The 20,404-nt window shown below is 66.2% G+C and carries 21 protein-coding genes; 11 read left to right on the top strand and 10 right to left on the bottom strand.

Annotated elements, in window-relative coordinates; all coding sequences use genetic code 11:
- Positions 1–7 precede the first annotated feature (7 nt).
- Together AZOLI_RS03035 and AZOLI_RS03030 are read right to left on the bottom strand one after the other, a co-directional pair.
- The gene (locus AZOLI_RS03035; protein WP_014247108.1) at positions 8–1,456 is read right to left on the bottom strand and encodes a hypothetical protein; all 1,449 of its coding nucleotides are present in this window, start codon (positions 1,454–1,456) and stop codon (positions 8–10) included.
- Positions 1,457–1,477: 21 nt separating this feature from the next.
- Positions 1,478–1,876: a response regulator gene (locus AZOLI_RS03030; RefSeq protein ID WP_014247107.1), complete on the bottom strand. Its 399-nt coding sequence runs from the start codon at positions 1,874–1,876 to the stop codon at positions 1,478–1,480.
- 529 nt (positions 1,877–2,405) lie between these two features.
- Here AZOLI_RS03030 and AZOLI_RS30935 point away from each other — a divergent pair.
- Positions 2,406–2,696, top strand: coding sequence for a general stress protein (locus AZOLI_RS30935; protein WP_081505902.1), 291 nt, complete (start codon positions 2,406–2,408; stop codon positions 2,694–2,696).
- An 81-nt stretch (positions 2,697–2,777) separates the two neighbouring features.
- On the opposite strand, the gene leuB is transcribed toward AZOLI_RS30935, so the two are convergent.
- Positions 2,778–3,893, bottom strand: a complete 1,116-nt coding sequence (gene leuB / locus AZOLI_RS03025) for a 3-isopropylmalate dehydrogenase (protein WP_014247105.1) — start codon at positions 3,891–3,893, stop codon at positions 2,778–2,780.
- A gap of 72 nt (positions 3,894–3,965) precedes the next feature.
- Positions 3,966–4,577 (bottom strand): 3-isopropylmalate dehydratase small subunit, encoded by a 612-nt coding sequence (gene leuD / locus AZOLI_RS03020; RefSeq protein WP_014247104.1) that lies wholly within the window; start codon positions 4,575–4,577, stop codon positions 3,966–3,968.
- 293 nt (positions 4,578–4,870) lie between these two features.
- On the opposite strand from leuD, the gene AZOLI_RS03015 reads away from it, so the two are divergent.
- The 9 genes from AZOLI_RS03015 to AZOLI_RS02975 all read left to right on the top strand — a co-directional run bounded on the left by AZOLI_RS03015 (position 4,871) and on the right by AZOLI_RS02975 (position 13,641).
- Positions 4,871–6,511 carry a hypothetical protein gene (locus AZOLI_RS03015; protein WP_014247103.1) on the top strand — a complete coding sequence of 547 codons (1,641 nt, stop codon included), beginning with the start codon at positions 4,871–4,873 and terminating at the stop codon, positions 6,509–6,511.
- Positions 6,512–6,581: 70 nt separating this feature from the next.
- Positions 6,582–7,637, top strand: a complete 1,056-nt coding sequence (locus AZOLI_RS03010; RefSeq protein WP_014247102.1) for a glycosyltransferase family 2 protein — start codon at positions 6,582–6,584, stop codon at positions 7,635–7,637.
- Positions 7,634–8,065: a GtrA family protein gene (locus AZOLI_RS03005; RefSeq protein WP_244442510.1), complete on the top strand. Its 432-nt coding sequence runs from the start codon at positions 7,634–7,636 to the stop codon at positions 8,063–8,065. The genes AZOLI_RS03010 and AZOLI_RS03005 overlap by 4 nt, the downstream gene beginning before the upstream one ends.
- Positions 8,066–8,133: 68 nt before the next feature.
- The gene (gene dapF, locus AZOLI_RS03000) at positions 8,134–8,985 is read left to right on the top strand and encodes a diaminopimelate epimerase (protein WP_014247100.1); all 852 of its coding nucleotides are present in this window, start codon (positions 8,134–8,136) and stop codon (positions 8,983–8,985) included.
- Positions 8,978–9,238, top strand: coding sequence for a DUF4160 domain-containing protein (locus tag AZOLI_RS02995; protein WP_044549545.1), 261 nt, complete (start codon positions 8,978–8,980; stop codon positions 9,236–9,238). The genes dapF and AZOLI_RS02995 overlap by 8 nt, the downstream gene beginning before the upstream one ends.
- A 4-nt stretch (positions 9,239–9,242) precedes the next feature.
- Positions 9,243–9,524 (top strand): DUF2442 domain-containing protein, encoded by a 282-nt coding sequence (locus AZOLI_RS02990; protein ID WP_014247098.1) that lies wholly within the window; start codon positions 9,243–9,245, stop codon positions 9,522–9,524.
- Complete coding sequence (gene mtaB, locus AZOLI_RS02985; RefSeq protein ID WP_014247097.1) at positions 9,514–10,782, top strand: tRNA (N(6)-L-threonylcarbamoyladenosine(37)-C(2))-methylthiotransferase MtaB; 1,269 nt, start codon at positions 9,514–9,516, stop codon at positions 10,780–10,782. Before AZOLI_RS02990 ends, mtaB begins: the two co-directional genes overlap by 11 nt.
- A 22-nt stretch (positions 10,783–10,804) precedes the next feature.
- Positions 10,805–12,034, top strand: coding sequence for a signal recognition particle-docking protein FtsY (gene ftsY / locus AZOLI_RS02980; protein WP_014247096.1), 1,230 nt, complete (start codon positions 10,805–10,807; stop codon positions 12,032–12,034).
- Positions 12,035–12,132: 98 nt separating this feature from the next.
- Positions 12,133–13,641, top strand: coding sequence for an AMP nucleosidase (locus AZOLI_RS02975; RefSeq protein WP_014247095.1), 1,509 nt, complete (start codon positions 12,133–12,135; stop codon positions 13,639–13,641).
- Positions 13,642–13,859: 218 nt separating this feature from the next.
- Here the strand turns inward: AZOLI_RS02975 and AZOLI_RS02970 are convergent, their stop codons facing one another.
- From AZOLI_RS02970 to AZOLI_RS02950, 5 genes are all read right to left on the bottom strand, one after another.
- The gene (locus tag AZOLI_RS02970; protein WP_014247094.1) at positions 13,860–14,483 is read right to left on the bottom strand and encodes an FMN-dependent NADH-azoreductase; all 624 of its coding nucleotides are present in this window, start codon (positions 14,481–14,483) and stop codon (positions 13,860–13,862) included.
- A gap of 147 nt (positions 14,484–14,630) precedes the next feature.
- Positions 14,631–15,401: a class II glutamine amidotransferase gene (locus AZOLI_RS02965; protein WP_014247093.1), complete on the bottom strand. Its 771-nt coding sequence runs from the start codon at positions 15,399–15,401 to the stop codon at positions 14,631–14,633.
- A gap of 100 nt (positions 15,402–15,501) precedes the next feature.
- The gene (locus AZOLI_RS02960) at positions 15,502–15,924 is read right to left on the bottom strand and encodes an ArsC/Spx/MgsR family protein (RefSeq protein ID WP_044549542.1); all 423 of its coding nucleotides are present in this window, start codon (positions 15,922–15,924) and stop codon (positions 15,502–15,504) included.
- Between the two features lie 2 nt (positions 15,925–15,926).
- A complete protein-coding gene (gene draG, locus AZOLI_RS02955) occupies positions 15,927–16,820 on the bottom strand; it encodes an ADP-ribosyl-[dinitrogen reductase] hydrolase (protein ID WP_162488116.1) in 894 nt (297 codons plus the stop codon).
- A 121-nt stretch (positions 16,821–16,941) separates the two neighbouring features.
- Positions 16,942–17,847, bottom strand: a complete 906-nt coding sequence (locus tag AZOLI_RS02950) for an NAD(+)--dinitrogen-reductase ADP-D-ribosyltransferase (RefSeq protein ID WP_014247090.1) — start codon at positions 17,845–17,847, stop codon at positions 16,942–16,944.
- A 185-nt stretch (positions 17,848–18,032) separates the two neighbouring features.
- Here AZOLI_RS02950 and AZOLI_RS02945 point away from each other — a divergent pair, with 185 nt between their 5' ends.
- Positions 18,033–19,373, top strand: coding sequence for a hypothetical protein (locus AZOLI_RS02945; RefSeq protein ID WP_014247089.1), 1,341 nt, complete (start codon positions 18,033–18,035; stop codon positions 19,371–19,373).
- A gap of 123 nt (positions 19,374–19,496) precedes the next feature.
- Here the strand turns inward: AZOLI_RS02945 and AZOLI_RS32245 are convergent, their stop codons facing one another.
- Entirely contained in the window at positions 19,497–20,093 is a 597-nt protein-coding gene (locus tag AZOLI_RS32245) for a hypothetical protein (RefSeq protein ID WP_162487959.1), read from the bottom strand.
- Positions 20,094–20,404 lie beyond the last annotated feature (311 nt).

Raw genomic sequence — 20,404 nt, 5'->3', positions numbered from 1 at the left:
CCCGGTATCACTCCTCCTCCCCGTCGCGGTACAGGTCGGGCCAGTCGAAGCGGATCATCGAACGCGGGCGGTCCTGCGGCGGGCCGATGCAGTTGCCCGCGACCAGCCTGACCCCCGACGCCCGCGCCGCCACCACCATGCTGGTGGTCGACAGGCCGGCGACGCAGATCATCAGGCCGGTGCGCTCGGCCGCGGTGACGATGGCGTTCATTTCCTCCATCAGCCGGGCCTCGGCCGAACGGTCGGCCGGCATCGCCACGGTGATGCCGTTCAGGCCGGTGCCGGCGAAGCCGGAGAAGCTCTGCAACTTGAACTCCACCCGCATGAAGGTCCAGCGGCAATAGGGCCTGATCTCGTGCAGCAGTTCACTGAGCCGGCCGGTCGGCACCCCCGGCGGAAAGCGCAGAAGCTCGAATATCAGGAAGCGGCGCAGATAGTCCGGGATCGACTGGCAGATCTCCAGGAAGGGCAGCCGGGTGCGGCGGGCCGCCAGGGTTTCGAAACAGATCGGCACCGACATCAACAGCCGGGATTTGTTGCGGAACAGCCCGTTCAGGATTTCCACCGATTCGACCAGCGCGTCGGCGTCGAGTTGCAGGATCTCCACGGCGTCGCTGAGCGAATTCAACGCCGCCGTTCCCTCGATGAAGGACTCGTCGGGAAAGATGCGCACCGGCGTGCCCATATAGGTGGAGATCACCTGTTGGGTGATGTCCCAGACCGGCCGGTAGCGGATGCCGAACCGGCCGGCATCGTCGGGGGACAAGCGCAACTGGCGCAGGACCGGCCGGGCCTTGCCGCCGGCATCCTCGGCGTAGAAGATCGGGCCGGTCATCGCCGGCGAGCCGTCGGCGAACGCGCCGCCCGCAGAACCGCCCGCCGGTTCCGTCCGCAGTCGCGCCTCGGCCAGCAGGCTGGTGGCGAGGGCGTGCTCGAACCGGATCTGCCCATCCGCCACGCCGACGGCGGTCGAGACGCGGAGGTCGGCCGAGCGGTCGTCGCCCAGGAACAGCTGCAGCAACTCTTGCGCGATCCTGGCACAGACCAGGGACGCCGCCTGGCGTTCGAGCGACGCGAACACCAGGATGTAGTCGTCGCCGGCGGTTCTGAAACGGATGTCGTTCCGGGTCAGATAACGGTCGATGATGCCGTCGGCAGCGGTCAGGACCCGCGGGCGCAGCACCGTCCAGCCCGTCCCCAGGCGTTCCCGCATCATTCCGAGGTCGAGCAGATGGACCCGCCCGGTCGAGGCAACCGCCGGCTGCATCAGCAGGCGCCACAGCCGCTGCTCCAGGGCGCGCAACTCCTGCTCCGCCTCCACCGACGGCCTGACGGTCCTGGCGGGATGGCCGACGGACGATGGCGGCGACGCCCCGCCGACCATCCCCCCGCCCGTCCCGCCCCGACCGAACCATTGGCGCAGCAGACGCCGCATCGAGGCGAACGACTGCTTCACGGCACCGCCACTCCCGCCGTCTCAGACGCCGCGCGGCAGCGGCGGGGCACCGCGATCACGACCACAGAAATCGACGATGAGCGCGATCTGGCTGCGTTCGATCGGTTTCGCCAGCACATGATCGGCCCCCATCTGCCGCGCCACCGCCAGCAGATCCATCGCCTTGCTGCGGCCGCCGCCGGAGATGGCGATGATCTTGGCCGCGGGGGCCAGGCGCCGCATCCGCATGATCGTCTGCAGGCCATCGGCGAACGGCATCACCAGATCGCAGATCACCAGATCCGGCCGGTTCGCCCGGAACAGCCGCATGGCCTCGTCGCCGTCCTCCGCCTCGACGACTTCAACTCCCGCGCTTTCGAGAAGATGACGAAGCGTCAGACGAAGCGTGGGATCATCGTCAACCACAAGCACGGTCGGCATTGCACTCCCCTGCCACAGGAATCCGGTTTGGCATCGGATCCGCCGCCTTAACAATCAAACCTCGGAACACCTTGCCAATCTCTTAAAGATACCTTTGAGAAATCCAGAAAATTTAATAAATTTCTTTATGTTTCAAAGTATTACTTCATAAAAATACGGAGTGATATTTGAACCTATATGAATGACCTCCAAAGATTCCAGCAGGCACCTTCTAAAACAGCCGTAAATTGTTCGGTTATTTTTCCAAAACCAAACAAGAAATTTTTCAGAAACAAACCTTAAGGTCGACACAGGTTATACCTGCATCACTTTGCCGCACCCTGCCGGACACGGGCCAATTTCCGAGCGTCCTATCGGAAGGATGCGCTACTTTTCAAACTGCACAACCATCAGAAAATACGCAAAGCAACCTTAGGTATACTTTCATCCCTTCCCTGCGAAAAGGGACGGGCGATTTAATACGACGAAGCGGGAACCAGCCTGCCGCCGATTGGTTGTCTGAACAGCAAGGCACAGTCGGAGGTTGGTTATGGCCTCGAAAGAGAGCAATCGTACGTCGGGCCGCGGTTTCGCGTCGATGGACCCTGATCGGCAACGCCAAATTGCCAGCAAGGGTGGCGAGAGCGTGCCGGCCGACAAACGCAGCTTTTCAAAGAATCCGGAACTCGCCGCGGAAGCCGGGCGCAAAGGTGGGCGCAGCGTGCCCGCTTCCTCGCGCAGCTTCTCCAAGAACCCCTCGTTGGCGGCGGAAGCCGGACGCAAGGGCGGACAGGCGAGCCATGGCGGACGGTCGACCGACCGCCCTGCCGGAGGGGATTGAAACGCTGCGATCCGTGCAGACGAAAAAGCCCCCGTCCTTGCGGACGGGGGCTTTTTCCTTGACCGCCGGTCAGCGGACCGATCAGGAGGCGACCTTGTCCAGCTCGCGCAGGATCGAGTCGCCCATGACGGTGGTGGAGCAGCGTGCCATGCCCGGGGCCATGATGTCGGCCGTGCGCATGCCGCCGCCCAGCACGTTCTGGATGGCCCGCTCGATCAGCTTGGCATCCTCGTCCAGGTTGAACGAGTAGCGCAGGCACATCGCGAAGGACAGCAGCGTCGCGCAGGGGTTGGCCAGATCGCGGCCGGCGATGTCGGGGGCGGAGCCGTGCACCGGCTCGTACAGGGCCTTGCGGTTGCCGTTGGCATCCGGAGCGCCCAGCGAGGCCGACGGCAGCATGCCGAGCGAGCCGGTCATCATCGCCGCCTCGTCCGACAGGATGTCGCCGAACAGGTTATCGGTGACGATCACGTCGAACTGCTTCGGGTTCTTCAGCAGCTGCATGGCGCCGTTGTCGGCGTACATGTGGCTCAGCTCGACGTCCTGGAACTCTTCCTGGTGCAGCTTGGTCACTTCCTGGCGCCACAGCAGGCCGGATTCCATGACGTTCGCCTTTTCCATCGAGCAGAGCTTGTTGCCGCGCTTGCGGGCCAGCTCGAACGCGACGCGGGCGACGCGGCGGATCTCCGACGTGGTGTAGACCTGGGTGTTGACGCCGCGGCGCTCGCCGTTGCCGATGTCGGTGATGCCGCGCGGCTCACCGAAATAGACGCCGCCGGTCAGCTCGCGGACGATCAGGATGTCCAGGCCGCGGATGACGTCGGGCTTCAGGGTGGAAGCGTCGACCAGCGCGTCGAACACCACCGCCGGGCGCAGGTTGGCGAACAGGCCCAGTTCCTTGCGCAGGGCCAGCAGGCCGGCTTCCGGACGCTTGGTGTAGTCGGTCGGGTTGTCCCATTTCGGGCCGCCGACGGCGCCCAGCATCACCGCGTCCACCGCCAGCGCCTCGGCCAGCGTGGCATCGGACAGCGGAACGCCGTGGGCGTCGATGGCCGCGCCGCCGACCAGACCTTCGGACACGTCGAAGGTGATCTTGCGCTTGCGATCCATCCAGTCGATGACCCGGCGGACCTGGCGCATCACCTCGGGGCCGATGCCGTCACCGGGGAGGAACAGAAGCTTCTTATTGGCGGCCATGGCGGGCGCACTCCCAAATATCAGACGTCAAGAAGACAGAAGTTGATGGGAATCGGGGGAGGATGAGGGGGATCAGCCCCACATCCACGGCTGGCCGGTGCGCTGCTTGCCCTCGTACCCGTCGATATGGGCCGACTGCTGCAGCGTCAGGCCGATGTCGTCCAGGCCGTTCAGCAGGCAATGCTTGCGGAACGGATCCAGTTCGAAGGAGATGGAGCCGCCGTCCGGGCCGGTGATGGTCTGCTTCTCAAGGTCGACCGTGATGACGGCGTTCGACCCGCGCGACGCGTCGTCGAGCAGCAGGTCGACCTGCTCCTTCGGCAACTTGATCGGCAGGATGCCGTTCTTGAAACAGTTGTTGTAGAAGATGTCGGCGAAGCTGGGGGCGATGATGCAGCGGATGCCGAAATCGGCCAGCGCCCACGGCGCATGCTCACGCGAGGAGCCGCAGCCGAAATTGTCGCCGGAGACCAGGATGCTGGACTTGCGGTAGGCCGGCTTGTTCAGGACGAAGTCCGGGATCTCCTGCCCGTCCGGGGTGTAACGCATCTCGTCGAACAGATGCTTGCCCAGCCCCGTCCGCTTGATGGTCTTCAGGAACTGCTTCGGGATGATCATGTCGGTATCGACGTTGATCATCGGCAGCGGCGCCGCAACGCCGGTGAGAACCGTGAACTTTTCCATCGCCAGAAATCCTGTCGCGCAAGAAGGCGCAAGCGTGCGCATGCAGAGCGTGGTGAATAGCAGACCGAACAAGCCATTGCCAGAGGAAGCTTGCCCTTTTCCCGGCACGCAATGAGCGAACAGGCACGCGCGAATGCGCCGCCGCGCATCTTTGTTGCTTGAAAGTGCCCGGATCGTCCCGCTCAGGCCCGATTCCGGAGGCCGAAACGCAGCGCCGCAACCGGCTTCCCCTTGCGGACGGCGTGGCTGCCCCCTACCACAGTAGCGCTCAACTGCCAGGCCGCCCCGATCCGATGCCGACCCTTGACGACGACCGACGCGCCCGCCTGACCGGCCGTGCCTTCCTGCTGCTGGCCCCGGTCGCCTATGGGCTGCTGACGCTGGCCTTCGGCATGGATGCCAACTGGGACCTACGGAACTACCACTGGTACAACGCCTATGCGCTGCTGACCGGGCGGATCGGACGCGACCTGCTGCCGGCGCAGATGCCGACCTTCTACAGCCCTTTCCTCGACGTTCCCTTCTATTGGCTGGCGACCCACCTGCCGGCGCGGGCGGCGGGATTCCTGTGGGGGACGCTGCAGGGTATCAACCTGTCGCTGCTGTATCTGCTTGCATTGTCCTGCCTCCGGAACAATCCGGCAATGCAACGAAGCTTGATCGCCATGACCCTGGCGGTGATGGGCGGACTGGGCGGCGGAACGCTGGGGCTGATCGGCACCACCTTCCAGGACAATGTGGTCAGCCTGGGCGTGCTGGGCGCGCTGGCTGTCATCGCCGGCAGCCTGCCCGGCATCCTGGACGGACGGCCGCTGCCGAGCTTCGCCCGGGTGGCGGCGGCCGGGATGCTGGCCGGGGTGGCGATGGGGCTGAAGAACCCGACGGTGATCTATGCGGTGGGGCTGTGTCTTGGTTTCCTGGCACTGCCCGCCCGGCCATGGCGTCGGCTGTGGCTGGCCTTCTTCTTCGGCATCGGCGTGCTGGGCGGGCTGGCGCTGGGCGGCGGCGTGTGGATGGCGCATTTGTGGCACGATTACGGGAATCCGGTCTTCCCGCACATGAACCACATCTTCAAGTCGCCCTTCGCCGCCATATCCGACTATGTCAATGTCAGCTTCTTCCCGCCCGGCCTGTGGCAGCGGCTGTTCTTCCCCTTCGTGTTCACCTTCTTCCCCCTGACGGTGGGCGAGGTGGCGTTTTTCGACCTGCGGGTGCTGGCGCTGTTCGTCCTGGTGCCGGTGGGAGCCGCCGCCGCGCTGGTCGGGTGGTCGTTGCATTTGCGCAATGAGTGGCTGACCGAAAGGCCGGCGACGCGCTTCCTGCTGACGGCGCTGACCGTCACCTACGCGCTGTGGGTGGCGATGTTCTGCATCTACCGTTATCTGGTGCCACTGGAGATGCTGGCGCCGCTGGGGCTGGTGATGGCGGTAGGTCTGTTGCCGCTGGCCCGGCTCCTGCGCGTCGGTCTGGCGGTGGCCCTGCTGGCGCTGGTGCAGCTGACGGTGCAGCCGGCCGACTGGGGACGCGTCGCGTGGCCCAAGGGCACGAATGACAAATGGGTGACGGCGGAGGTGCCGCCCATCGAGGATCCGGACGACACCATGGTGCTGATGGCCGGCTACTGGGCCATCTCGCACGTCATTCCGTCCTTCCCGCCCCGTGTCACCTTCGTGCGCATCCAGTCCAACTTCCTGCAGCCGGATTCGGTCGGCAACGGCCATCTCGCCATCCTGAAGGACAAGGTAGCGGCGCATCGCGGTCCCTTCCTGATGCTGAGCACGATCCCCGACACGGCCGGAGCGGCGAAGGCGGCGGCATTGCTCGGCCTGCGGCTGGACCCACAGCGCTGCCGGACGATTCCCAACAATCTTGGCGAGACCTTGAACCTCTGCGCCGTGGACAGGGGCGCCGGGAAATCGGAGACAATGGAATAATCGCCTGGTTTGTGCTGTTTATCGCCGGTAACCGCCTCGTCCGCCTTTTTCGAGCCAAAAAGCCAGCGCCATGACCGTATCGACCATCGACCGCGCCGCGTCCACCGCCGGCACCACCGGAACCGACGCTTCGGAAACGCCGCGGGCCAATTCGGGCGCCGCGCCGGCGCCGACCATCGCGGTGCTGATCCCCTGCTACAACGAGGAGGCGGCGATCGGCAAGGTGGTGCAGGACTTCCGCGCCGCCCTGCCGCAGGCGACGGTCTACGTCTACGACAACAACTCCAAGGACCGGACGGTCGAGGTCGCCCGTGCGGCGGGCGCGGTGGTCCGGCACGAGCCGCTGCAGGGCAAGGGCAACGTCATGCGCCGCATGTTCGCCGACATCGAGGCGGACGTGTATGTGCTGGTCGACGGCGACGACACCTATCACGCGCCCAGCGCCCCGCAGCTGGTCAAGCGCCTGTGGGACGAGCAGCTGGACATGGTCAACGGCGCGCGGGTGACGGAGATCGTCGCCGCCTACCGCCCCGGCCACCGCTTCGGCAACCTCGTGCTGACCGGCATGGTCGCCAAGATTTTCGGCAGCCGCATCGGCGACATGCTGTCGGGCTACCGGGTGTTCTCCCGCCGCTTCGTGAAGTCCTTCCCGGCGCTGGCCAGCGGTTTCGAGACCGAAACGGAGCTGACCGTCCATGCGCTGGAGCTGCGCATGCCGATCGCCGAGGTGAAGACCCCCTACAAGGACCGGCCGCCCGGCTCGCACAGCAAGCTGAACACCATCCGCGACGGCATCCGCATCCTGCGCGCCATCATCATGCTGGTGAAGGAGGAGCGGCCCCTGCCCTTCTTCTCCGGGCTGTTCGGCGTGCTGGCGTTGCTGTCGGTGATGCTCGGCGTGCCGGTGATCATGACCTATTTCGAGACCGGGCTGGTTCCGCGCTTCCCCACCGCGGTGCTCGCCACCGGCCTGATGCTGATGGCCTTCCTCAGCCTGACCTGCGGCCTGATCCTGGACACCGTCACCCATGGCCGCCGCGAGGCCAAGCGGATGCACTACCTGTCGCTGCGCGCGCCGGGCAACCACCCGCCGCTGGCGGCCAACGGCGGGGATTGCCGCCGGTGAGCGGGCCGGTCGCCGGTCTGCTGGACAGCCGGCTCGGCCGGCTGGGGGTGCAGTTCGCCAAGTTCGGCGTCGTCGGCGTCGTCGGGCTGCTGGTGGACACCGCCGTGCTCTATGCCGGGCTGGCGCTGGGTCTGGAGTTCTTCGCCGCCCGCGTGCCGTCCTTCTTCGCCGCGGCGACCGCCACTTGGGCGCTGAACCGCGCCTTCACCTTCCGCGGCGCGGCGAGCGAGCCGCTGCACCGCCAATGGGCAAAGTTCATCGCCGCCAACGCCATCGGCGGCGTGGTGAATTACGGCGTGTCGGTCGGGTTGGAATCGGGCGTGCAGATGGTCGCCGACCACCCGTTCCTGGCGGTTGCCGCCGGTTCGATCGCCGGCATGTTCTTCAACTTCGCGGCGTCGAAGCATCTGGTGTTCAAGGGGGCGTAAGCGCCGCGAATCTGCCTTGCGCGGCGCCATATGGACTTATCCCCGCGGCTCGCCATATAACGGCGGCCATGACCCGCGAATTCCTGAAGATGCACGGCCTCGGCAACGACTTCGTCGTGATCGACGCCCGTTCCGAACCTTATCGCCCCTCAGGCGCGGAGGTGCGCGCCATCGCCGACCGCAAGACCGGTGTGGGCTGCGACCAGTTCATCATTCTGGAACGCACCGAGGCGCCGGGCGCGGACGCCTTCATGCGCATCCACAACGCCGACGGCAGCGAGGCCGCGGCCTGTGGCAACGCGTCGCGCTGCGTCGGCTGGCTGCTGATGGAGGAAAGTGGGCGCGACCGCGCCAGCTTCCAGACCGCCGCCGGTCTGCTCCACGCCTATCGCGCCGACAACGGCCGCATAACCGTGGACATGGGTCCGCCCCGCCTGGACTGGAGCGCCATTCCGCTGGCCGCCCCCACCGACACGCTGCGGGTCGAGACGGTGGAGCATGGCGGCTTCGCGGGCCCAGTCGCGGTCAACATGGGCAATCCGCACGCCGTCTTCTTCGTCGACGATGCCGAAGCGGTGCCGCTGGCCGAGGTCGGACCGGTGTTCGAGAACCACCCGACCTTCCCCGAACGCTCCAACATCGAATTCGCGCAGGTCCTGTCGCCAACCGCCATCCGCATGCGGGTGTGGGAGCGCGGCGCCGGCATCACCCAGGCCTGCGGCACCGGTGCCTGCGCCACGCTGGTGGCCGCCGCCCGCCGCGGCCTGACCGGGCGCAAGGCAGACATCCTGCTGGACGGCGGCACCCTGACCATCGAATGGACCGAGGACGACCGCGTCCTGATGACCGGCCCGGTGGCGCTGGCCTTCAGCGGCCGGCTGTCGGCCGAGCTGGTTTCCGTTGGACAAGGCGATGCCTGAGATTAGCCGGTTCTTCGGCATCATCATCGCGATGTATTACAACGATCACGCACCACCACATTTCCACGTGCGGTATGGCAATCAAAAGGCCGTGATCGACATTTCGACGCTTGGGATCATCGAGGGCGAGCTTTCGCCCCGGGCGTTGGGACTTGTGACGGAATGGGCCGCCCTTCATAGGGTCGAGTTGAAGAACGATTGGGAACTGGCACGCAGGCATGCGCCGTTGAATCAGATTGCTCCGCTGGAATGAGCCGATGCTGAAGGATATTGTCGCCGCCACGCCGCTCGATGGCTACCACCTGCACCTCCGATTCGAGGATGGTGCGGAGGGGAATGTCGACGTGTCCGCCCTGGTTCCTTTCACCGGAGTTTTTGCCGTGCTGCGCGAACCGGAAACCTTTGCGGCCGTTCGCGTCGATCCGGAGCTTGGGACCGTGGTCTGGCCGAACGGGGCCGATCTCGATCCTGCCGTTCTCTACTCGTCGGTTACCGGTGCGCCGCTGCCCGGAATGGGAGGGGCTGACCATGCCCGATGATATCGCGCTGAAGAACGACGGCCCCGAGATCGTCACCTTCGGCTGCCGCCTGAACACCTACGAGTCCGAGGTGATGCGCAACCATGTGCGCAGTGCCGGGCTGGACGACGTGGTGATCGTCAACACCTGCGCCGTGACATCGGAAGCCGAGCGGCAGGCGCGGCAGACCATCCGCAAGCTGCGGCGCGAGCGGCCGGACGCCCGCATCGTCGTCACCGGCTGCGCCGCCCAGATCGACCCGCAGCGCTTCGCGGCGATGCCGGAGGTCGATCAGGTCCTGGGCAACCAGGAAAAGCTGCAGCCGGAAAGCTGGGGCCTGCCGCCGGCCGAGAAGGTGCTGGTCAACGACATCATGTCGGTGAAGGAGACCGCCGGGCACCTGATCGGCGGCTTCGAGGACCGCGCCCGCGCCTTCGTGCAGGTTCAGCAGGGTTGCGACCACCGCTGCACCTTCTGCATCATCCCCTATGGCCGCGGCCCGTCGCGCTCCGTCCCCATCGGCGGCATCGTCGAGCAGGTCCAGGCGCTGGTGAAGGCCGGCTACAACGAGGTGGTGCTGTCCGGTGTCGACATCACCAGCTACGGCCCCGACCTGCCCGGTTCGCCGTCGCTGGGGCAGATGGTGCGCCGGCTGCTGGCCCTGGTGCCGGAACTGCCGCGGCTGCGCCTGTCCTCCATCGACTGCATCGAGATGGACGACGACCTCTGGCGCCTGATCGAAAACGAGCCGCGCCTGATGCCGCACCTGCACCTGTCGCTGCAGGCCGGCGACGACATGGTGCTGAAGCGGATGAAGCGCCGCCATGGCCGCGCCGATTCCATCGCTTTCTGCAAGCGGGTGCGCTCGATCCGTCCCGACGTGGTGTTCGGCGCCGACTTCATTGCCGGTTTCCCGACGGAGACCGAGGAGATGTTCCAGAACACCATGCGGCTGGTGGAGGAATGCGGCCTGACCTGGCTGCATGTGTTCCCGTACAGCCCGCGCCCCGGCACGCCGGCCGCCCGCATGCCGCAGGTCGACGGCGCCGTCCGCAAGGAGCGCGCCGCCCGGCTGCGCGCCGTTGGGGAAGCGGCGGAGGCCCGCACCCTGGCGAGCCTCGTCGGCCGCACCGCCACGGTGCTGGTGGAGAAGGACGACCTGGGCCGCACCGAGCATTTCGCCGCGATCCGCCTGGGCCGGACTTTCGCGCCCGGTTCTCTGGTGCCCGCCGCCATCACCGGCATCGAGAGCGGCGTGCTGACCGGCACCCCGCTCTGACCCCTTTCATAGTGGACACTCCATGATTTTCCGCTGGTTCGGCCGCAAGAAGCCCGAAGAGACCGCTCCCAATGACGAGGCGGCGAAGGACCAACCGGTCAGCCAAGAGTCCGCCCCCCCCCCGCCCGAGCCCGAGCCGGAAGTCGAGCCGGTGCCGGAACCGGCGCCCGCCCCGCCGAGTGTCGAGCCGCCGCTCTCCCCTGCCCAGGTTTCTCCCGCTCCGGTGCCGGAGCCTGAACCGGTGCCGGAACTGCCGCCGGCCCCCGCTCCGATGCCGGCCCCGGTCGCCGCGGCGACTCCCGCTGCCGCCGAAGAAGCGCCGCCGACCAAGAAGGGCTGGTTCGCCAAGCTGAAGGAGGGACTGTCCAAGTCCTCGTCCAAGCTGACCGACGGCATCACCAGCATCTTCACCAAGCGCAAGCTGGACGACGAGGCGCTGGAGGAGCTGGAAGAACTGCTGATCACCGCCGATCTCGGCCCGGCCACCGCGGCGAAGGTAACGGCGGAACTGGCGCGCACCCGCTTCGGCAAGGAGGTCTCGCCGGAGGAGGTCAAGTCGACGCTGGCGGCCGAGGTGGCGAAGATCGTCACCCCCGTCGCCAGGCCGCTGGTGTTGGACCCGGCGCTGAAGCCGCATGTCATCCTGGTCGTCGGCGTCAACGGCACCGGCAAGACCACGACCATCGGCAAGCTCGCCCGCCAGTTCAAGGCGGAGGGCAAGAGCGTGATGCTGGCCGCCGGCGACACCTTCCGCGCCGCCGCGGTCAGCCAGCTGAAGATCTGGGGCGAGCGCACCGGCTGTCCGGTCGTCGCCCGCGACACCGGGGCGGACGCCGCCGGCCTTGCCTATGACGCGCTGGAGCGGGCGAAGGCCGAGAAGGTCGACGTGCTGCTGATCGACACCGCCGGCCGCCTGCAGAACAAGACCGGCCTGATGGAGGAGCTGCGCAAGATCGTCCGCGTCATCAAGAAGCTGGACGAGACGGCGCCGCACACCACCCTGCTGACGCTGGACGCCACCACCGGCCAGAACGCGCACAGCCAGGTGGAGATCTTCCGCGACATGGTCAACGTCAACGGCCTGATCCTGACCAAGCTGGACGGCTCCGCCCGCGGCGGCGTGCTGGTCTCGCTGGCGGAGAAGTTCAAGATCCCGGTCCACGCCATCGGCGTCGGCGAGGGAGTCTATGACCTGCGGCCCTTCGATGCGGATGCCTTCGCCAAATCGCTGATGGGGCTGAACGCCGACTGACCGGTGGGGGCGTTTCGTCATCTCCGAAGGGATAAGTGTTGGGGATTGGCCGAAATTCGGCCTTCCCAGCCGGTCGTTCGTACCCCATCTTTGTCGACATGACCGATAAAGCCCCGCTCCAGCCCGGGTCGGCCGGGCGCTTCACCGATGCCAAAGCCGCGCTGGCCTGCTTGCGCGACATCTACGACCGCAACACCGCTTTCCTGCGCGACCGCTTCGCCGCCTATACCCAGGGCGAGGAGGAGGGCGGGCGGAACCGGGCCTATTACCCCTATGTGCGGCTGACCGCCGTGTCCGGCGCCGCGGTCGATACGCGGCTGTCCTACGGCTTCGTCGAGGGGGTCGGCGTCCATTCCACCACGGTGACGCGGCCCGACCTGTTCGAGCGTTATCTGCTGGAACAGTTCACGCTTCTGCTGCGCAACCACGACGTCCCGCTGGAGGTCGGCGTCAGCGAGGAGGCGATCCCGATCCATTTCGCCTTCCCCAACGGCATGTATGTGGAAGGCGATCTGCCGCCCGACCGGCTGACCAAGCTGCCGGACCTGTTCGACCTGCCCGATCTGGCGCGGATGGACGACACCATCGTCAACGGCACCTGCGACGGCGGGCCGGACGCGGTGAAGCCGCTGGCCCTGTTCACGGCGCCGCGGGTGGATTTCTCGCTGCACCGGCTGCGCCACTACACCGCGACCGCGCCGGAGCATTTCCAGAACTTCGTCCTGTTCACCAACTACCAGTTCTATGTGGATGAGTTCATCCGGCTGTCGCGCGAGATCATGGAGCCGAGCGGCGATGCCGATCTGGCGGCCTACCGCTGCCAGTACGACAGCTTCGTCGAGCCGGGCGACATCGTCACCACCAACCAGAATCTGGGCGGCACGACGGATGTTCCAACGGCCAGGCTGACGCGCATGCCGCAGATGCCGGCCTATCACCTGAAACGGCCGGACGGCAACGGCATCACCCTGGTGAACATCGGCGTCGGTCCGTCCAATGCCAAGACCATCACCGACCATATCGCGGTGCTGCGTCCGCATGCGTGGCTGATGCTGGGCCATTGCGCCGGGCTGCGCCACACCCAGCGGCTGGGCGATTATGTGCTGGCCCACGGCTATGTCCGCGAGGACCATGTGCTGGACGCCGATTTGCCGCTGTGGGTGCCGGTGCCGGCGCTGGCCGAGGTTCAGCGCGCGCTGGAGACGGCGGTGGAACGGGTGACCGGACTGTCGGGCTTCGCCCTGAAGAGCATCATGCGCACCGGCACGGTGGCGACCATCGACAACCGCAACTGGGAACTGCGCGACCACCGCGAACCGCTGATGCGCTTCAGCCAGAGCCGCGCCATCGCGCTGGACATGGAAAGCGCGACGATCGCCGCCAACGGCTTCCGCTTCCGCGTGCCGTACGGGACGTTGCTGTGCGTGTCGGACAAGCCGATGCACGGGCAGCTGAAACTGCCGGGCATGGCCGACCGCTTCTACCGCGAGCGGGTCGACCAGCATCTGAAGATCGGCGTGCTGGCGATGGAACTGCTGCGCGCGCACGGGATGGAGACGCTGCACTCCCGCAAGCTGCGCAGTCTGGCAGAGGTGGCGTTCCAGTAGGGGGGAGTGTCGGCTTGAGGTGCTGAGTTAGACCCCCACCTAACCTCCCCCGCTGGGCGGGGGAGGGACTGCCGCCACTCTCCCATACCAGCACTTGTCCCCTCCCCCGCCTAGCTCTCGCACAAAGCTCCGCTTTGTGCTGACGCGGCAAGCGGACCGAAGGTCCGCTGAGAGCGGGGGAGGGTTAGGGTGGGGGCAAGTGCAGCGCCCCCAACCAATCAAGCCGCCGCCAACAGCCCGTCGATCTCCTTCGCGGCGCCGGCCAGCGCCTTGTCCTTGGCTTCCGGACCCATGCCGATGCCTTCGGCGCGGATGAAGGTCACGTCGGTGATGCCAAAGAAGCCGAACACGGTGCGCAGATAGGCTTCCTGGTGGTCCAGGCCGGCCAGCGCCGGGTTGGTCGAATAGACGCCGCCGCGGCCGGACGCCACGATCACGCGCTTGCCGCCGGCCAGACCCTCAGGCCCCTTCTCGGTGTAGCGGAAGGTGCGGCCGGCCTGGGCGAGGCGGTCGATCCAGGCCTTCAGCTGGGTCGGGATGGTGAAGTTGTACATCGGCGCGCCGACCACGACGACATCGGCAGCCAGGAACTCGTCGAGCAGGGCATTGGTCAGGGCCAGCTCTTCGCTCTGGCGCGGGCTCAGACCCTCGACGACGCCGAGCTTGACGACCTGGAGCAGTTCGCCGTCCAGATGGGCCGGCGGGTTGGCGGCGACGTCGCGGGTGACGACGGTGGCGGCCGGGTCGGCCTTCACCAGGGCCTCGACGATGGAGGCGGTCAGCTGGCGGGTGACGGAGGCGGTGCCGAGTGGGCTGGAGTCGACATGCAGGATCGTGGTCATGGCGGAAGGAGCCTCTTGGTTGTTGCGGCCGTCATGTCCGGCCGGGTTCTGACGCCCAAGATGCCCCTTTGTTTTCCGGCGGTTAAGCCGGCCTGTGCGCGAAAGATCGTCTCTGGACAAGCAACAATCGGCCTGGGTGCGCCCGGTTCAGCGCGTCACCAGCGCCCCGCCGCGGAAGACCGCCATCTGCCCCGGCTGCATCACCGTCCAGGCCTCGTCCCTGGTCAGCGGGCGGGTGGCGATGACGGTGACGACGTCGTCGGGCGTCGTCTCCCTGGAGAAATCGACGCTCATGTCGGCATCCACCAGGGTGGCGGCACCGAACGGCGCCTTGCGGGTCAGCCAGGCCAGGTTGGTCGCGCAGTGGCACCACAGATACCGCCCGTCGCTGAGCAGCATGTTGAACACGCCCAGCGTTCCCAGATCGGCGGCCAGATGGCGGATCAGCTTCATCAGCCCGGCGGTCGTCTTCGGCGGCTCCGGATACTGCATGCGGATCTGGTCGAGCAGCCAGCAGAAGGCATGCTCGCTGTCGGTGCTGCCGACCGGCTCGTAGAAGGTCAGGATACGGTCCTTGATGCCCTTCAGCTGCCCATTGTGGGCGAAGGTCCACACCCGGCCCCACAGCTCGCGGGTGAAGGGATGGGTATTCTCCAGTGACACCCGGCCGCGGTTGGCACGGCGGATGTGCGAGATCACCGTGCAGGACTTGATCGAATACTGGCTGACCAGCCGGGCGATTTCCGATTCGCTGCTGGGCGCCGGGTCATGGAAGGTGCGGCAGCCTTTGCCTTCGTAAAAGGCGATGCCCCAGCCGTCGCGGTGCGGCCCGGTCTGCCCGCCGCGGCGCATCAGGCCGGCGAAGCTGAAGCAGATGTCCGTGGGCACGTTGGCGCTCATGCCCAGGAGTTCGCACATGATGTCCTCGTCTGCCGCTGGTCGTCGCCCTTGGGGGCGACAAGCTACGACAGGTGGCGGGCGAGGTCACGCGTTGACATGGCGGAGCCCCATGGGCATGTCAGGGCTTTGGACAGGGCGGCATATCGGGCCGCAGGCATCCCTCCATCTTCCTTTCCGCCGGCGCCGCGTCGCCCAGCCCGATCCAGGCGTCCACCCGGTCGGTCTCGAAGCCGCAGTCGCGGCGGTCGCCGACCTGCATCAGCGGGCGGCGGATCAGCAGCGGGCGTTCGACCATCGCGGCCAGCGCCGACGCTTCGTCCATCGCCTCCGGCACCACCTCGCCGTTCTTCACCGCCGGGGCGGCGCGGTTGAACCAGTCAGCCACCGGCCGGTCGCCGAAGAAGGGGCGCAGCGTTTCGGGCGTCCAGGGCTCCCCCAGCAGGTCGCGGGCGATCACCCGGTGACCGGCCTGCTCCAGCAGGGCTTTCTGCCGGGCGTTGCCGCCGCAGCCGGGCTTCTCGAAGAAAGTCACGTCAGCCATCGTCATGCCTCCCGGAACAGCGGCGCGCGGGCCAGCAGCGCGTCGGTTTGCTGACAAATCTCGTCATAGACCTCGCGGTCCAGCTTGCGCAGCCAGCGCGGCGGGATCGACTCCACGCCATAGGTGGCGCCGGCCAGCATGCCGGCGATGGCGCCGGTGGTGTCGGCGTCTCCCCCCTGGTTTACCGTTTCCACCACACAGGATTCGACCGAATCGGTCTGGAAGTAATAGTGGAAGACGGTCTGCACCGTATCGACGATGAAGGCGGTGGACAGGCCGCGGTAGGGTTCGAACTTGAACTGACGGTGTTTCGCGATCAGGGCGTTCGCCTCCTCCCGCGCGGCGACGATGCCGCCGCCCAGCACCAGCCGGCGCACCATCCGGCCCAGCGCGATCACCGCGGAATCCGACAGCTGGTTGCAGTGGGTGATGTGCGACTGTTCCACCGACCAGCGTTCGAAGGCCGCATCGTCGCCCAGCGTCGCCAGCGCCACCGGCAGGTTGCGCATCGCCGCGCCGTTGCCGGCATGGTATTCCGACTCCGGCTCCTCCAGCGTGCCGTGCATGATGAAGCGGCGGATGCCGCGGCGCGTCGTATCGCCGACATCGACAGGCACCGATTTCAGCCAGATCGCGAACTCCTCCGCCGCGCGGCGGGCGTCCCACTCCGGCCCCGACAGGATGGCGCGGCCGAGATGCAGCGACATCTCGGTGTCGTCGGTCACCTGCCCGGCAGTCAGCTTCAGCCAGCCGCCGCCCTTGATGTGCTTGTGAACGCCATATTGGTGGGCGATCTCGCCCTTGGTCAGGAACTCCACGGTCGCCCCCAGCGCGTCGCCGCAGGCGAGGCCGAGATAGGCGCCGAGTGCCCTGGATCGAATCTCGGGGGATCGGATCTCGGCGGATCGGATCTCGGGCGTCAGAATCTTGGGATCGGTCATGCCATGGGGCGAAATGCCCGCCCTTTCCTGGTGCGCCCCGCAGCCGGCCAACAGGCCGCCGCCGGACGTGAGGTTGTCAGAGAAGCGACACACCCACCCGATAATCCCCGCCGACCACCAGATACTCCCCTTCGCCCTGGAAAGGGTAGCGCGGCAGAATGTCGCGGAAGAAGACGACCTTGGGCAGCGGCACCCAGGCATCGAGGATATGGTCGCCGAACTGGCCGGCGATGTCGCGGTCGATGGAAAAGGAACACAGGTTGTTCAGCCGCAGCACCGCCGTGCGTTTGTCCGGCCGGGCGACGATGTGGTGTTCCGCGAAATCGTTGACGCCACGGTACAGCCGGATATGCGAGGCCCAGTTGGGCATCGGCGCATCCGGCCAGCCGCGGCGGATGGTCCATTGGCAGAACTCGTAAAGCAGGTCGAGTTGCAGGTGGATGTTGTTGTTGTGGAAGCGGGTCGACTGTTTCTGCTCGCCATAGGCCGCCCAGGCGTCGGAGGCGAAGCGGCGGATCGGCTCGCCATGGAAGGTCGGCAGCAGGCCGAACCGGCTCTCGACCCAGCCCTTCAGCACCGCGCCTTCCGCCCGGTTGCTGTCGAACATCCAGCCCTTCAGCAGGCGCAGATAGCTGGCTCGGAAGCGCCGCTTGCCGTCCGGCCCCTCCGCCCCGGAAAAATCGGGGTTCACCCCGAACAGCTCGGCCATGTAACGCTGGAAGATGTCCGACGCGGTCAGCGCATCCGGGCTTTCGTCCAGCGCCTCGAACAATGCCGCATGTTCGCTGCGGGTGGCGCCGATGCGCAGGCGCCGCGGTTCGTCGTTGTAGGCTTCGCTGCACAGCGTGGCGGCCGGGACATTGACGAGGTTGGTGCGGTGGGCGCGAAGGGCCAGGGGGGAATCGGCCTGGGAGGAATCGGGCGGCAAATCGGGCTTCGGTGTCCGTCCGCTCGCATCCTGAATCGCCACCCCATCCGCCACGCCGGTCCGCTCCGCCTGAATGCCATTACTCCATATATGGATATTGTATAAGAGGGCGCGTGCCAAGCCTGGACCACTGCAACCGGTGGGGTTCCATCGCCGCATGTCGCAACATTGTCCGTTTGAAGCCGAACGGTCCGTCCCCATACTCACTACAGCGACGCTTACGATCCGGCGGCACCCGCATGGCCTTCTGGCCGACCAAGTACGACGACAGCCGGCGCCGGCGCACCCCGCCGGCGCCAGCGAAGACGCTTGTCCGGACGCCCCCGCCGTCCTCCCAGCCCATACCGGCCGCTCCGGCGGAACCCGACGGTCGCCCGCCGCGCGGCATCGACGAGGCGCGGACCGCCCTGCGCCTCGCCCAGCTCCTGCGCGGCACCATCACCCCCCTGCGCGGCGACGCTGTGCTGGAATTGCTGGAGCCGCACCGGCCGAGGCTGGTGCCCAAGCCGGTCAACCCGCTGCCGGGACTGGCCGGGCAGCCGCCGGGCCGGATGCTCGACGCATTGCTGCGGCCGATCGGCCAGATCGTCACCGACGTGCTGCTGCCGGGGGTGCGCGACCATCTGATCGACCGGTTGGTGACCGGCCGCACCGCCCATGAGGAAAGCCTGCCCAGCGCCATCGACCTTGCCGAAGCGATGCGGGCGCTGGTCAGCCGGATGCGCGGCGGCGGCAAGGGCCATCTCCAGGCGGTGATCGCCGCCATCGAAACCGACGCCCGCGCCACCGCCGACGCGCTGACCAGAGACCGCCGCCCCATCGACGTCGGCGGCATCGACCGGCTGGCCCGCGCCCTGCTGCGCTTCGAGGTGCGGCGCATGGTGCTGGAAGCGCTCGGCGGCGGCAGTGCGTTGCAGGACGTCGTCTATCAGTCGCGCCGGCTGGCCCGCTATTCCCTGCACCGCGCCACCGAGGCGATCGAGGGCTTCGTCGCCGACCGCGGGCTGAAGGCGCTGCATGCCAGCCTCGCCACGCTGGCCCAGGCCGACGGGCTGATCGTCATCGCGCTGCGCAACCTGGACGACCAGGAGGAAACGAAGGAGGAGGCCGGCCCCTTCGTCGAGCCGGCCGACCGCAAGGCGATGACCGATTGGCTGTCGGCGGCATGGCGGCTTTCCGACACGCTGTTCGATCTTGTCGGGAAGGCCACCGCCGGCGGCGAGCTGGACGACCTGCTGTTCGCCGCCCTGCTGCGCCAGCTGCGCAGCCTGCACCATTTTTGTGTCGATCTGGCCCATGGCAAACGCCCGGCAACGGTCGATGCGCTGAAGGAACGGCTGATCACCTGCGGCACGGCCCTGGGACAGAGCGTCGGCGACCATCTGATCGCCGCGCTGCTGGCCCGCCCGGCCAACCCAAGCAAGGCACACCGCCTGCTGGTGCGTGGGCAGATGATCGCTCAGCTGCTCTATGACATGGAGCAGGACACGGTGGTGGAGGAATTGGCGCTGCGCCTGCTGGTAGCGGGACAAACGCTCGAACGTCCCTCCGAGCCCCCCCCTTCCACTTCAGTGGACTGACGGTTCGGCCCGTGGTTCAGACTGGGGGAGTCGGCATTCGTCCGCCATCCCCCAAGCCAAACGCAACAGCCGCCCAGCACGTTCAAAAGCGACCAATCCTTACGAGCTCGAGCCTCTTCAGCCTTAGCTGGGCTGGCAGATTACAGCGTATGCCGACGGATTCTGGGTTCCAGCCGTGAGGGAAATCCAGATAGCGATTCCGGATCCCTTGGAATTTGCCGCAACATTCAAATAGACGGAATCGCCCTCGAAACTGTAGCCATTTTCCAGTTCTGACCAAGTCGTCACAGTGCCGACATAACTTCCAACACCGATTATATTAGCATTTATTGAGAAAGTCCCATCGGTGTTATAATCTATAGAAAATGCATTTTCGCTACTGCCCCATGTGGTGTTAAAAGTCGTTTCCGTGTATTCTGTTACTTGGCCGCTGGTGCTTTCAAAGAGGCTGCCGCCAAGATAGACATTCAACACGGCATTTTGTGCGCTGGAGTTCAACGAAAAGGTGCTGTTGTTAAACACGCCCAAATCGACGCCGCTCATCATTCGTCTCCCTAGTAGAACTTTGTCGATGGCATATCGACAAATCTGGCGCATGCCTCTCCCTTGCTGCCGCGGAAAATTGTTTATGTCAATTCGTTTTGCGTACTGAATTTCGACGATTTCAATCGAAAACACGCGCTGCTGAATACGATTAAAAGCGAAGAGGCTAAGAATCATCCACGACCGGGAGCGGACACTGTCCCGCCCGCCAGCGATTTCGTGGACAATCCACCTACGCGAGACCACCAGCCGACCGGTTTTGCGACCGGCCCATTTGGCCGGGAAAGACCTGACAAAATGTCGGGCTTTGTCGGGTGTGTCGGGACCCCGACAAAGGGAGCAAAAGCGCACCCCTCTAAATTTTACCATATATTACAACGATTTAGTTATTCACTCAGCTCTGGCACGGGTCGTGCAATCCATGAAATCCGAAGCGGCCACGAACCGGCCGCACCGGATCGAAGCAAAGTCCCCACGACCCAAGCACA

Origin of the sequence: Azospirillum lipoferum 4B, from assembly GCF_000283655.1 — a bacterium.
GTDB lineage: Bacteria > Pseudomonadota > Alphaproteobacteria > Azospirillales > Azospirillaceae > Azospirillum > Azospirillum lipoferum_C.
The sequence above is the reverse complement of the archived record's forward strand: the minus strand, read 5'-3'. Positions and strand labels throughout refer to the sequence as shown.